The sequence below is a fragment of the Pseudoalteromonas sp. BSi20439 genome, from assembly GCF_000241165.1.
Classification (GTDB): Bacteria; Pseudomonadota; Gammaproteobacteria; order Enterobacterales; family Alteromonadaceae; genus Pseudoalteromonas.
In genome coordinates, this window is record NZ_BADW01000073.1 from 42,872 (window position 1) to 55,892 (window position 13,021).

At 41.0% G+C, this 13,021-nt stretch carries 12 protein-coding genes and 1 pseudogene; 10 read left to right on the forward strand and 3 right to left on the reverse strand.

The window, feature by feature from the left end:
- Window positions 1-13 precede the first annotated feature (13 nt).
- A pseudogene (locus P20439_RS07050) lies at window positions 14-1,146 on the forward strand (acyl-CoA desaturase).
- A gap of 13 nt (window positions 1,147-1,159) precedes the next feature.
- A complete protein-coding gene (gene sthA, locus P20439_RS07055) occupies window positions 1,160-2,590 on the forward strand; it encodes a Si-specific NAD(P)(+) transhydrogenase (RefSeq protein WP_008465621.1) in 1,431 nt (476 codons plus the stop codon).
- 73 nt (window positions 2,591-2,663) lie between these two features.
- Here the strand turns inward: sthA and hemE are convergent, their stop codons facing one another.
- A complete protein-coding gene (gene hemE / locus P20439_RS07060) occupies window positions 2,664-3,728 on the reverse strand; it encodes a uroporphyrinogen decarboxylase (RefSeq protein ID WP_008114207.1) in 1,065 nt (354 codons plus the stop codon).
- Between the two features lie 504 nt (window positions 3,729-4,232).
- Between hemE and P20439_RS07065 the strand changes: the two genes are divergently transcribed.
- Window positions 4,233-4,703 carry an Rsd/AlgQ family anti-sigma factor gene (locus P20439_RS07065; RefSeq protein ID WP_008465622.1) on the forward strand — a complete coding sequence of 157 codons (471 nt, stop codon included), beginning with the start codon at window positions 4,233-4,235 and terminating at the stop codon, window positions 4,701-4,703.
- A 60-nt stretch (window positions 4,704-4,763) separates the two neighbouring features.
- Here P20439_RS07065 and fkpA read toward each other — a convergent pair whose 3' ends face one another.
- Window positions 4,764-5,516, reverse strand: a complete 753-nt coding sequence (gene fkpA, locus P20439_RS07070; RefSeq protein ID WP_008465623.1) for an FKBP-type peptidyl-prolyl cis-trans isomerase — start codon at window positions 5,514-5,516, stop codon at window positions 4,764-4,766.
- A 195-nt stretch (window positions 5,517-5,711) separates the two neighbouring features.
- On the opposite strand from fkpA, the gene P20439_RS07075 reads away from it, so the two are divergent.
- Together P20439_RS07075 and P20439_RS07080 are read left to right on the forward strand one after the other, a co-directional pair.
- A complete protein-coding gene (locus P20439_RS07075) occupies window positions 5,712-6,710 on the forward strand; it encodes a WD40 repeat domain-containing protein (RefSeq protein ID WP_008465624.1) in 999 nt (332 codons plus the stop codon).
- Window positions 6,697-6,912: a SlyX family protein gene (locus tag P20439_RS07080; RefSeq protein WP_008465625.1), complete on the forward strand. Its 216-nt coding sequence runs from the start codon at window positions 6,697-6,699 to the stop codon at window positions 6,910-6,912. The genes P20439_RS07075 and P20439_RS07080 overlap by 14 nt, the downstream gene beginning before the upstream one ends.
- Before the next feature lie 17 nt (window positions 6,913-6,929).
- On the opposite strand, the gene P20439_RS07085 is transcribed toward P20439_RS07080, so the two are convergent.
- Entirely contained in the window at window positions 6,930-7,133 is a 204-nt protein-coding gene (locus P20439_RS07085) for a YheV family putative zinc ribbon protein (protein ID WP_008114218.1), read from the reverse strand.
- 132 nt (window positions 7,134-7,265) lie between these two features.
- Here P20439_RS07085 and P20439_RS07090 point away from each other — a divergent pair, with 132 nt between their 5' ends.
- The 5 genes from P20439_RS07090 (at window position 7,266) to P20439_RS07110 (ending at window position 12,847) form a co-directional block, all read left to right on the forward strand.
- Entirely contained in the window at window positions 7,266-9,188 is a 1,923-nt protein-coding gene (locus P20439_RS07090) for an ATP-binding cassette domain-containing protein (RefSeq protein WP_008465626.1), read from the forward strand.
- Entirely contained in the window at window positions 9,172-9,585 is a 414-nt protein-coding gene (locus P20439_RS07095) for a TIGR02444 family protein (protein ID WP_008114222.1), read from the forward strand. The genes P20439_RS07090 and P20439_RS07095 overlap by 17 nt, the downstream gene beginning before the upstream one ends.
- 776 nt (window positions 9,586-10,361) lie before the next feature.
- Window positions 10,362-11,348 carry a hydrolase gene (locus P20439_RS07100; protein ID WP_008465629.1) on the forward strand — a complete coding sequence of 329 codons (987 nt, stop codon included), beginning with the start codon at window positions 10,362-10,364 and terminating at the stop codon, window positions 11,346-11,348.
- A 2-nt stretch (window positions 11,349-11,350) separates the two neighbouring features.
- Entirely contained in the window at window positions 11,351-11,596 is a 246-nt protein-coding gene (locus P20439_RS07105) for a YheU family protein (protein WP_008465630.1), read from the forward strand.
- Between the two features lie 60 nt (window positions 11,597-11,656).
- Window positions 11,657-12,847, forward strand: a complete 1,191-nt coding sequence (locus P20439_RS07110; RefSeq protein WP_008465631.1) for a dipeptidase — start codon at window positions 11,657-11,659, stop codon at window positions 12,845-12,847.
- Window positions 12,848-13,021: the final 174 nt, after the last annotated feature.

A 13,021-nucleotide genomic window follows, 5' to 3' on the forward strand; every position in this document is an offset into this window, starting at 1 on the left:
AGAAATGAGAAACATGAAAAAACCACCGATTATATGGACCAACGTCCTTTTCTTTAGCCTGACGTTTTTGGCTGCTATTACACTTGTACCTTGGTATGGGTTTAACTATGGCTTTACAGGCACGCAGTGGGTTGCTTTTGTAGCTTGCATGTTTTTTGCAGGATTATCGATCACCGCGGGCTACCATCGTTTATGGGCGCACAAAACTTACAACGCTCACCCTGTGGTTGAATTTATTTTTGCCCTTGGTGGTGCCTTTGCGCTACAAAACAGTGCATTGCATTGGAGTAGCGATCATCGAATTCACCATGGTCAAGTTGATGACCCAGTTAAAGACCCTTATGCCGCCACTAATGGCTTTTGGTACAGTCACATTGGCTGGATGCTTCGCGACTACCAAGGCGACAGCTACGATGATTACAGCAACTGTCGTGATTTACAGCGAAATAAAATTGTTATGTGGCAGCACAAGCATTACTTAAAATTGGTAATTGCCATGAATGTTGGTTTACCGCTAGTACTCGGCTTAATGCTTGGTGATGTATGGGGCATGTTACTGTTAGCAGGCTTATTGCGTTTAGTGCTGAGTCAGCACTTTACCTTTTTTATTAACTCAGTAGCACACATTTGGGGTTCACGTCCTTACACTGAAAAAAATACCGCGAGAGACAATGGCTTTTTAGCACTATTTACCTACGGTGAGGGTTATCATAACTTCCATCATATTTTTGCCAGCGATTACCGCAATGGCATTAAATGGTTTCATTACGACCCAACAAAATGGATGATCCGCTCACTCGCTGCCATTGGTTTAGCGAGTAAATTAAAGCGCACACCGGTTGAGCGCATTGAAAAAGCCAAAGCAGAAACCTTAAAGAGCAAAACACAAGGTCGCCTTGCAAAATTGCCTTTAGCGCAAGATAAGCTTACATTATTACAACAAGAGTACGATTTGCTACTTAAAAAGCTGCAAAATTATTGCTCATTACAAAAACAAGTGTTGGAAGCTAAAAAAATAATATGGCAAAGCAGTGTGAATGCTCGGCATTAATGGCACAATATTACGAGCTTGAAGCCGCCTGGGAAACACAAAAACAGGCATGGCTAGCACTTAATGCGAGGTTATTAAAAGCCTCTTTTAGTTAAAATAGGAGTGGCTGTGGCCAAACAACCAGAAAAGAAAAAAGTACCCGTGAGCTACCAATATGATGCAATCATTATTGGCACGGGTCCTGGCGGTGAAGGGACCGCTATGAACCTCTCTAAAAGTAACAAAAAAGTAGCGGTGATTGAACGTCAAACTGCCGTAGGTGGTGGCTGTGTTCACTGGGGAACCATTCCTTCAAAAGCACTTCGCCATTCGGTTAGCCGCTATATTGAATACAAAGCGAATCCTTTGTTTAACGTAGGCGAGCGCCCTACGAGGCTCACTTTCCCTGATATTTTACGCCACGCCAGTTCGGTAATTTCAAAGCAATCAAACTTACGCAGCAGTTTTTACGATCGTAATCGTATTCATATGTTCCAGGGTGATGCTAGCTTTGTTGATAAACACACTATTGAAATTAGACGTAATGACGGCTCTACTGAACGCCTTACTGCACAAACGATTGTTATTGCTACCGGCTCACGCCCCTATCGTCCACCTGGGGTTGATTTTACCCACTCACGCATTTACGAAAGTGACACTATTTTAGGCCTTGAGCACGACCCGCATCGCGTACTTATATACGGTGCCGGTGTAATTGGCTGTGAATATGCGTCTATTTTTAAAGGGCTAGGTGCCAAAGTCGACTTAGTGAATACTCGCGATCGCTTATTGGCGTTTATGGATACAGAAATATCTGATGCGCTTAGCTATCACTTTTGGAATAGCGGTATTGTTATTCGTCATAACGAAGAATTTGATCGCATTGAAACCCGCGATGACTGCGTTATCATGCATTTAAAATCAGGTAAACGCGTTAAAGCTGACTGTATTTTATTTGCCAATGGCAGAACCGGTAACACTGATACCCTTAATCTTGAAGCCATTGGCTTGAAAGCAGATAGCCGTGGGCAAGTAAAAGTAAACGAAACCTACCAAACTGAAGTAGATAACGTATATGCGGTAGGTGATGTGATTGGCTACCCAAGCCTTGCGAGTGCTGCCTTTGATCAAGGTCGAATTGCCGCTGATGCCATCGCTTGTGGTAACTGCGATGAAAAGTTGATTATTGATATTCCAGCCGGTATTTATACTATCCCTGAGATGAGTTCTGTCGGTAAAACAGAGCAGCAATTAACTGCTGCAAAAGTACCGTACGAAGTGGGACGTGCGCAATTTAAACACTTAGCACGCGCACAAATTGCAGGCACCGATGTGGGTAGCTTAAAAATATTGTTCCACACTGAAACCAAAGAAGTACTTGGCGTGCATTGCTTTGGCGAGCGTGCCTCTGAAATTGTTCACATTGGCCAAGCTATAATGGAACAAAAAAATGGTGGCAACACCATCGACTACTTTGTAAATACAACGTTTAACTACCCAACTATGGCAGAAGCCTATCGGGTTGCGGCATTAAATGGCTTAAACCGCTTGTTTAAGTAATATTTAACGCTAGGTAACAAAAAGCCCGCTTGAATCAAGCGGGCTTTTTTAATAACTCATCGTTATTTAGAAACTATTTATGATATTGCGCACTTAGCTCATGCACGGCGTTAATAAATACACCGGCATTTTCTGGGTCAACATCTGGTGTAATACCATGACCTAAGTTAAATACATGACCATTGCCTGTACCAAAGTCTTCTAAAATAGTACCCACTTCTTGGCGAATACGATCTGGCGTGCCGTGAAGCATTGATGGGTCCATATTGCCTTGTAGCGCCACTTTATCGCCAACACGACGTTTAGCATCACCAATATTAATAGTCCAATCTAGGCCTACTGCATCACAACCTGTTGCTGCAATTGCCTCAATCCATTGGCCACCATTTTTAGTGAATAAAGTAACGGGTACTTTACGGCCGTCATTTTCGCGAATTAAGCCATCAACGATTTTATGCATATACTGCAGTGAAAACTCATTGTAGTCACGTGGGCTCAATACCCCGCCCCATGAGTCAAATATCATTAGTGATTGTGCACCCGCTTTAACTTGCGCGTTTAAATAATCAATCACTGAATCAGCTAGCTTATCAAGCAATAAATGCAGTGTTTGTGGCTCAGCAAAAGCCATTTTTTTGATTTTACCAAAAACTTTACTGCTTCCGCCTTCAACCATGTAAGTTGCAAGTGTCCAAGGCGAACCCGAGAAACCAATTAATGGCACTTCGCCTTTAAGTTCACGACGAATGGTGCTCACGGCGTTCATTACATAGCCAAGCTCATCGGTAGGATCGAGTTTAGGAATTTTTTTAACATCGGCTAGTGACGAAATTGGACGTTCAAACTTAGGGCCTTCACCCGTTTCAAAATACAAGCCTAATCCCATTGCATCGGGAATAGTTAAAATATCACTAAATAAAATAGCGGCATCTAATGGGTAACGGCGCAAAGGCTGTAATGTTACTTCACAGGCTAACTCTGCATTTCTACACAGGCTCATAAAATCGCCCGCTTGTGCACGTGTAGCACGGTATTCAGGTAAATAACGCCCTGCTTGACGCATCATCCATACTGGCGTGACATCAACAGGTTGCTTGGCAAGGGCACGTAAATAACGGTCGTTTTTTAATTCGCTCATAGCGTATAGAGTCCTAGGGCTTTTAGAAATTGTGCAAGATTGTACCACCATATTCCCGCCCCCTCTATCGCTAAGCGATTAAATCGCCACAGAGTAGCGCCAGATCAAGTAATTTTTAATTTTCACTTCTTTTTGTACACAAAACAACCAAACAAACGTTAATAAAAAAAACTTTCCATTAAACTATTTGCAACATTCAAAAAAGCTTGATATTGTTACTCCCGCGTTAACAAAACAATAACAAAAATCGTTAATATAAAAATAATAAAAATCTCTAATAAAAATAAGAATGCTTGTTTAAACAAGTCTAATAAAGAAATTAAACCACCGTAATAGGTGGTTTTTTCTTGCCTGAAATAAATACTTACAACTTATTCCCTTAAACAAAACTCTCTCTGGTATTACATCTATTTTACTTGTTGATATACACGTCAATTAAATATATCTTGGATAATATAAACATTAATACCAATTAAAAATCCAACCCAGCTTAGGAGAAGAATTATGCTGAAGCGTGTAGAAAAAGCTCAACAAAAGTGGGGGGGTAGCCATACGGTCATCGACAATTGGTTAAACGAACGCCAAGAGCTAATTGTACTTTATTGTAAGATTGCGGGCTTTTCACCTTACGAGAAAAAAGATCAATCTTTGCCTGAACCGTCTCAAATTCAAGCATTTTGCCAAATCTTAATGGATTACCTATCAGCCGGCCACTTTGAAGTGTACGACGATATTGCCAAAGCTTGCGAAAAGAAAGGCCTAGAAAGCCAGCAGCTTGCTAATACTATATACCCACGTATTTCAGATACCACAGACATTGCTCTGGATTTCAACGATAAATACGCAGAGGTAGATGCAGAAGATTTATTAACCGGATTTGATAACGACCTATCAGTCATGGGTGAAGCACTAGAAGCGCGCTTTGCACTTGAAGATGAGTTAATTGATAACTTATATTCTAATCACACTGACTAATTAGTTATTCAACACAATAAAAAAGGGACCTTGAGTCCCTTTTTTATTAATCAATAACGCTTATTCTGCAGCGGCAGCTTCTGCATCATTTTGAATTTCTAATAATTCAACTTCAAAAATAAGTGTTGAATTAGCAGGGATTTTACCTAAGTCACGGTCACCGTAAGCAAGATCTGAAGGGATAGTAAACTTATACTTAGAACCTACAGGCATAAGCTGTAAGCCTTCAGTCCAACCAGGAATAACACGGTTTAGTGGGAAAGTTGTTGGCTCGTTACGTGAATAAGAGCTATCAAATTCAGTACCGTCTAAAAGAGTACCTTTATAATGTACTTTAACCACGTCAGTCGCTACTGGCTTAGCGCCTTCGCCTTCGCTCATTACTTCGTACTGTAAACCAGACTCAGTAACCATTACGCCTTCTTTTTTAGCATTATCAGCTAGGTATTTTTCACCCTCAACTTTGCTTTTTTCAGACTCTACCTTTGCTTTTTCTTCTTGTTTAGTACGCACTGACTCATCTAATGCTGTTAATACTTCACGAATTTTTTCTTCGTCAATTTTAGCATTACCGGCAAGTGCATCTTCAAAACCACGCATTAATAATGCTTGATCTAATTCGATACCAATTTCTTTTTTATCCGCTAGGTCTTTATTTAAAAAGTTACCTACAGATGCACCAATACCGTATGCTTGTTGTTGCGCTACAGTATCTAGTTTAACGTCTGCTTGCTCTTTTTTTGCTTCTTGATTACAAGCTGTAAGCGCTAAAACTGACGCTGCAATCAATGACAATTTAATCGTCTTTCTCATTTTAAATCTCCGACACACTTTGCAGTTGTCATTTATTGTAATATTACTAGTTAAAGATTAACGGCCTACATGGTAGGCTGCTTGTTTAATAGCTAAACTAAAAACATATCCAGTGATTAGACAAACAACCTAGGCGTTTTTCGCAACCTAGTCTAACCTCTCAGTCACGAAGAGTTAAGAGGAAATACCTGTAATATGTCGTTATTTCGTACTTTTTTAGTTGCTACCTGCTGTTTATTAACAATTGCATGTAGTGATGAAAAACAACAAGCAGTGGCTAGCTTTGAGCACACGGCACAAGGTGCTTTCTCATCCGCACTCTCGCATGATGGTCAATACAGCTTAGTGTCTTCTATCAATCATGGGGTCGCACTTTGGGATAATCAACAGCAAGCCCTTAAATACCAATGGTTTCAACAACAAGCGCAAGATAGCCTTGTTTACGCTGTAGCCATTGCTTTTGATAATAGCGTGGCTGTTACCGCCGAAAAAACCACCTTCGCCGTTTGGGATATTGCCTCAGGAAAAAATAAAGGTTTTTATAAAATACAAAAAGCCAGCATTCGCGATATTGCCATTAGTAACCAAGGCAACAGTGTTTTATACGGGCGTAGCGATGGCGTTGTAGTATTTATAAACCTTAATACTGGCAGACGCATTGAATTTTTAGGCCACCAAGATAAAGTAAACACCGTAGACCTATCACCTAATGGGCGCTATGCATTGAGCGGCTCAAACGATTATGTGGCCTACTTATGGGATACCCAAAGTGGACAAGTTATTCATCGCTTTAATCACCCAACCCGAGTAACTCAAGTCGCTTTAGATCCTCAAGGGCGTTATGCTTTTACCGCCGACAGTATGGCACAAGCAAATGTATGGAAGCTGACTACAGGTGACCTTGTCAGTAAACTAAAGTATATTGCGCGTCAGAAAATTTTTACTGCGGTGCGCTTTAACGACCAAGGCACTTTATTAGCAACAGGTTCACCAAACAAACGAGTGGATTTATGGCAGCTAAATAGTGGTGAAAAAATTCAAACATGGCAAGTGACCCCGCGAGAAGGCAGCAAGCCAAAATCAGCAGTGGTACTTGATGTGACATTTACAGATAACGGTAAATCATTGTTAACTGAAAGCTCAAGCGGAATCGCTGAGCGCTTTATTATACGAGAACCAAATGAACACAATTGAACATCGGTTAATGGAACTTGAGGCTAAAGTGGCTTTTCAAGACGAAACGATTGAAATTTTAAATGATGAAATAAAAGTTCACCAGCAACAGTTGGCAAAAATAAAGCGCCAAACCGAGTTGCTGGCTGAAAAACTCAAAGAATCGCAGTCATCACAGCCTATGATGTCGAATATGCCAGAGCCACCGCCGCCGCATTATTAAGCAGCACTAGCAAGGCGCTAGTCGCCTGGATTAAACACGCCAATGATCTGTTCAAATTGGCGTGTTGATGCCTGCACAGCCTGCTCTGGTTGAGCCATTTTATGACCACACTGCATACATTCAACTTTTTCTACGTCGTGCTCTTTGTAAAGCATTAACATATCCATGGTTTTACACTCAGGACACGTTGCTCCAGCAATAAATCGTTTTTTATGTTTCACTTCGCTTTTCCTACCGTTTTGACTAACGTTATTTTATCGCAATATTTGCCTACTTGATACGATTGATATGGCTAATAAGATCCGTGTTATAATGGCGGCAATTCAATCAAGGCACAGTAAAGTAACGTATTTATGATCCAAATCTCAGAAATAGAACTGCTTCGCGGTGGCAAAGCTTTATTAAAAAATGCATCGGCTACATTATTCCCAGAGCACAAAGTGGGCCTTGTTGGTGCCAATGGCTGTGGTAAGTCAACGCTATTTAGTTTATTAAAGTCTGAGCTTTCGTTAGATGGTGGTAATTGCAGTATTCCTAAAGATTGGTCACTGGCCTCGGTAAAGCAAGAAACCCCCGCCCTTGAAATAAGCGCCATAGATTACGTACTGCAAGGCCACCCTGAATACTACGCACTAAGAATTGCGTTGCGTGAAGCCGAGCAAAATAACGATGGCGACACTCAAGCTAAAGTGCATATTCAGCTTGAAAATATTAAAGGCTATAGCATTGAAGCCAAAGCAGGTGAGCTGTTACATGGTTTAGGCTTTGCTAATAATCAAATAGAAAACCCGGTAAGTGCATTTTCGGGTGGTTGGCGCATGCGCTTAAACTTAGCCCAAGCGCTTATTCGCGATGCCGACTTACTGTTACTGGATGAGCCAACAAACCACCTTGATTTAGATGCCGTGTATTGGCTCGAGCGTTTTTTACGTGCCTACACCGGCACGCTAGTACTTATTTCTCACGACCGTGAGTTTTTAGATGCTGTGGTTGATCAAATTTGGCATATAGATAAACAACTTATTAATGTGTACAAAGGTAACTACTCGCAGTTTGAACGCCAAAAAGCTGAGCGCCTATTGCAGCAGCAAGCCATGTTTGAAAAACAACAAGAGCAAATTGCCCACCTAGAGCAGTTCATTACCCGCTTTAAAGCCAAAGCCAGTAAAGCCAAACAGGCACAAAGCCGTGTTAAAGCGCTAGAGCGCATGGAAAAACTTGCCCCAGCACATGTTGACTCACCATTTGATTTTGAATTTGCCGAGCCAACCGCTCTGCCTAACCCGTTAATGACGCTCGACAAAGCCAAAGCCGGTTATGGCGATGTCACCATTTTAAACAGTATTAAGCTGAACTTAGTACCAGGCAGCCGTATTGCGCTACTTGGTAGAAATGGCGCAGGTAAATCAACACTGATTAAATTACTATCAGGTGACTTACAACCTCAAGCAGGTGAAGTGTTTCAGCATCAAGGCTTAAACATTGGCTACTTTGCGCAGCATCAACTTGAGTCTCTAGATTTAAAAGCCAGTGCCGTCACTCACCTGCAACGCTTAAACCCTAAAGCCAGCGAACAATCATTGCGTGACTTTTTAGGCGGTTTTGCCTTTGTAGGCGATAAAGCACTCGACCCTGTAGCTCCCTTTTCTGGCGGTGAAAAAGCCCGTTTAGTACTGGCTATGTTGGTTTATCAAAAACCAAATTTACTACTACTCGATGAGCCAACCAACCACCTTGATTTAGAAATGCGCCACGCTTTAGTTATGGCATTACAAGGCTTTGAAGGCGCTATGGTCACGGTATCGCATGATCGCCATATGCTTAAAAATACCGCCGATGAATTTTATTTAGTTGATAATGGCGAGGTCACTCAATTTGGCTACGACCTAGACGCGTATTATCAGTGGCTACTTAATGCAAATAAAGAAGCCGCTAAAAACGACACCGACGAAGAACCAAAAGCCCACTCTCAAGTTAACCGTAAAGAGCAAAAACGCTTAGAGGCCGAGTTTAGAAAGGCAATTCAGCCGCTGAAAAAGCAAATTGAAAAACTTGAAAAGCAATTAGATAAATTTGCTGCAGAACTAGCTGACGTTGAAGAGGCGCTAGGCGATAACACTCTCTATAACGACGAAAATAAAGGCAAGCTTAAAGAGTTAATTACTAAACAAGCCACACTTACGCCTAAGCTTAACGATGTTGAAGAAGATCTACTTATGGCCCTTGAAGAAATGGAACAAAAAGAGCAGGCATTCGCCGATGAACTTGCTCAATAGCGACAACTTTTGGCAATTTGCATGTCAGCTTTATAGCGAAGATGGCATGCAAGCGCGCCTATTAAATTACCAAACCCAGCAAGGTAAAAACGTAAACCTGTGTCTGTTGTTGTATTACCTAGATTCTCTCAATCTAACAATTAGCCAAACACAACTAAATAAGCTTGAGCAATCAATTAGTGAGTTTGATAAGCTGGCATTGAAGCCCCTACGAGCCACACGCGCCTATTTAAAAGCCAATCAAACCGAGATTGCCGATTACGCTGTAATTCGTAAAGAGCTACTCAGTGCTGAGCTCAAGCTTGAAAAACAGCAGCAACAGATGTTGATCAATGCAGTTAATAGGCTTGAGTTATTAGCATGCACAGCGCCAGATAATAGTGCGCTGTATTTGTAAGCTATTCGTTCCTAGCTATTCGTTTTGGCTGTCAGCGATCAGCAGCCTGGTTACCCTCATTTGCTACTCATTGTTTTCTCTTTGTGTATCAAGGATCTTAAGTAACTTATTCACAAAGAGTGTAAGAGACACTGCGCTTTTAGAGGGAACTGTAAAAAGCTAAAAAATTAACTGCCTTGCTGTTTGGGTCTGCCCTCATTTACTTCTCATTCTGTTCTCTTTGTGCAAAAAGATCTTTAAATGACTGACTCACAAAGAGGTTTAGAGACGCTACGCTTTAGAGGAAAACAATTACAGCAAAAATTATCGTCATAAATGACAATCCACAGTAATTCATTACCTTGTAACTGCTTTTTATCATTAGCTCTCGTTGGGTTTCGCTATGCTCTATCCAACCAACTTGATCCAAATCAACTTCTTTACGGCTCTTTTTATAATCAGGAAAATAGCTTGATCTGGATCATACCAAGCACCGCTGAGCCAGCCTATGATTACCCCATAGACATCAGGAGGCAATTATGGACGTATTCTTTAGAGATTTTTTTAGCGACCCAGTACTATTTTTATCATTTGGATTTTTAGGCGTCGTTATTAGTTTATGCCTCTTCTTTGTGTATTTTTTCATTAAAAAAGTACACGATGCAGACATTAAAGAACAGCATTAAGCACGACGCACAAAGCGCCTTATTAGTTTACTGATTAGGCGCTTTTTATTTTTAAATATAAAAAATTTGCTACACTAGCGCTTCGTTTATTGCAAAGTGCGTAGTACAGACATGATCCCTAAGTTCAAACCCGCATGGTGGATGACCAATCGACACGTTCAAACCATAATGCCGCGTTTTTTTCGCCCTTTTCACCATACTCGCTACGAACTTGCGCAACTTGATACGCCCGACGGTGACTTTATCGAGCTTGCTTGGTCACTCCCGCATAACGAAACAGCCCCACTTGCAGTGGTACTTCATGGACTTGAAGGCAACATAAATAGTTTTTATGCCAAAGGCATGATGAAGGCATTAAAAAAGCAAGGCTTTGCTGTCGTGTTGATGCACTTTAGAAACTGCTCAACCGAAGTAAACCGCTTACCAAGAGCCTACCATAGTGGCGACACCGCCGATTTAGCTTTTTTTATTAATCATTTAAAACAACAATTTCCAAATCGTCCGATTGTGGCGGTGGGTTTTTCATTAGGTGGCAATGTACTGGCTAAGTACTTAGGTGAAGAACAGATTCACTGCCCGCTTAGTGCAGCCGCCGTGATATCTGCGCCCTATGATTTGTCATCATCTAGTGATGTTATTCGTAAAAGCTTGGGGAAAATTTATCAAAAATACTTGCTCGATCGAATGAAAAAATCGATGCAACGTAAGTTACCGCAAATTAAACAGCAGATACCGATCACCACTGATCAATTAATGGAAATTGATGATTTATTAGAGTTCGATAATCAGCTTACAGCACCGTTACATGGTTTTGAAAATGCACACGATTACTACGAAAAAGCCAGTGCAATGCCGTATTTAAAAGATATTGCGACACCCACACTAATTATTCATGCCAAAGACGACCCTATGCTATCGATTAAAGCGGTTCCAAGTAGTCAGGATGTAAGTGAGCATGTTACGCTGCGTATCTCTGAAAAAGGCGGCCACGTTGGCTTTATTAGCGGTAACAACCCGTTTAAACCGGTGTATTGGTTAGAGCAAGTGGTGCCTAATTATTTTAAGCAATGTGTATTTAATAACACCGATAAAGAGTGACTATGATTATTCCTTTTGAACAACTTGATAAAGACACACTGTACAACCTAATTGAAAGCTATGTACTGCGTGAAGGCACAGATTATGGCGAACAAGAGTTCAGTATACAAAGTAAAGTGGCGCAAGTTAATCAGCAATTAAAAAGCGGCGAAGCTATGGTATTTTTCTCTGAACTACACGAGTCGGTCACCATTATTTCTAAAAGTGAATTTAAAGCACTGCAAAGTGAAGCGCAATTCGACGAGTAAACTTGTCAGACACGGCGTAAAAATAGACAATGGCTTTTTTAACTTAAAGAGCCATTATAAATGATAAAACTAAGCTCAATAGTTGCTGCAATGTCGATTGCATTAACAGGCGCAGTTCACGCTGAAATAACTCCCTCAGATAAAGCAATTAAGCTTGCTCACGATACCATTTTAATCGACACCCACATTGATGTACCTTACCGTATTCATGATAAATGGGCGGATGTAACTAAAGCCACTGAAGGTGGCGATTTTGACTACCCTCGTGCAGTAAAAGGCGGCTTAAATGCGCCATTTATGTCGATTTATATTCCTGCCCATTTAGAGTTTGAAGGCAAAGGTAAAAGCTTTCAATTAGCGAATCAATTGATTGATGGTATGGAAGCGATTGCGTTTCGTGCCCCAGATAAGTTTGCCATTGCCAGCTCAACAAGCGATATAGAAGCACAATTTAAGCAAGGTAAAATGTCGATTGCCATGGGGATGGAAAATGGATCGCCTATCGAAGGCGAAATGAAAAACCTACAGCACTTTTTTGACCGTGGCGTGCGTTACATCACCCTAGCTCACTCGCAAAGCAATCATATTTCTGACTCATCATACGATATTCGTCGCAAGTGGAAAGGCTTAAGCCCATTCGGTAAAGAGCTGGTTGCTGAAATGAACAATATAGGGATGCTAATTGATGTATCACATATTTCGGATGATGCATTTTATCAAGTGATGGAATTGTCTAATACACCTGTTATTGCGTCACACTCATCACTGCGTAAATACACACCGGGTTTTGAGCGTAATATGAATGACGACATGCTGTTAGCTCTTAAAAAGAACGGCGGTGTGATCCAAATTAATTTTGGTTCAAGTTTTGTTACTTCAAAAGCCGGAAGTTGGTACGATCAATTCAAAAGTAAAAAACAAACAATTACTGAAGAAGACAAGAAAGTAGCTAAAGATTTTGATGCTATGTACCGCGCTAAAAACCCCTTCCCATTTGCTAGTCTTGAGCAAGTACTTGATCATATTGATCACGTTGTGAAGCTAATTGGTATCGATCATGTTGGTATTGGCTCTGATTACGACGGTGTAGGTGACTCACTGCCTATCGGTTTAAAGGATGTATCTAGCTACCCTAACCTAGTTCAAGGCTTAATGGACAGGGGTTACAGTGACACCGATATTAAAAAGATTTTAAGTGGCAATACTCTAAGAGTGTGGAAGCAAGCCGAAGCGTATGCGAAAAAACACTAGGTATCAGGTATCAGGTATCAGGTATCAGGTATCAGGTATCAGGTATCAGGTATCAGGTATCAGGTATCAGGTATCAGGTATCAGGTATCAGGTTAGAAAAACATAACTAACACTAACTTCAATATATAACGCGGCCCATAGCCGCGTTTTTTATTCTCGAGTTTCGTAAAACTC

Bases quoted from the DNA above. Each gene is read 5' to 3' on its own strand.
- P20439_RS07100 (WP_008465629.1), top strand. From the start codon at position 10,362: ATGATCCCTAAGTTCAAACCCGCATGGTGGATGACCAATCGACACGTT.
- P20439_RS07105 (WP_008465630.1), top strand. From the start codon at position 11,351: ATGATTATTCCTTTTGAACAACTTGATAAAGACACACTGTACAACCTA.
- P20439_RS07090 (WP_008465626.1), top strand. From the start codon at position 7,266: ATGATCCAAATCTCAGAAATAGAACTGCTTCGCGGTGGCAAAGCTTTA.
- P20439_RS07110 (WP_008465631.1), top strand. From the start codon at position 11,657: ATGATAAAACTAAGCTCAATAGTTGCTGCAATGTCGATTGCATTAACA.
- P20439_RS07065 (WP_008465622.1), top strand. From the start codon at position 4,233: ATGCTGAAGCGTGTAGAAAAAGCTCAACAAAAGTGGGGGGGTAGCCAT.
- hemE (WP_008114207.1), bottom strand. From the start codon at position 3,728: ATGAGCGAATTAAAAAACGACCGTTATTTACGTGCCCTTGCCAAGCAA.
- fkpA (WP_008465623.1), bottom strand. From the start codon at position 5,516: ATGAGAAAGACGATTAAATTGTCATTGATTGCAGCGTCAGTTTTAGCG.
- P20439_RS07075 (WP_008465624.1), top strand. From the start codon at position 5,712: ATGTCGTTATTTCGTACTTTTTTAGTTGCTACCTGCTGTTTATTAACA.
- P20439_RS07080 (WP_008465625.1), top strand. From the start codon at position 6,697: ATGAACACAATTGAACATCGGTTAATGGAACTTGAGGCTAAAGTGGCT.
- P20439_RS07095 (WP_008114222.1), top strand. From the start codon at position 9,172: ATGAACTTGCTCAATAGCGACAACTTTTGGCAATTTGCATGTCAGCTT.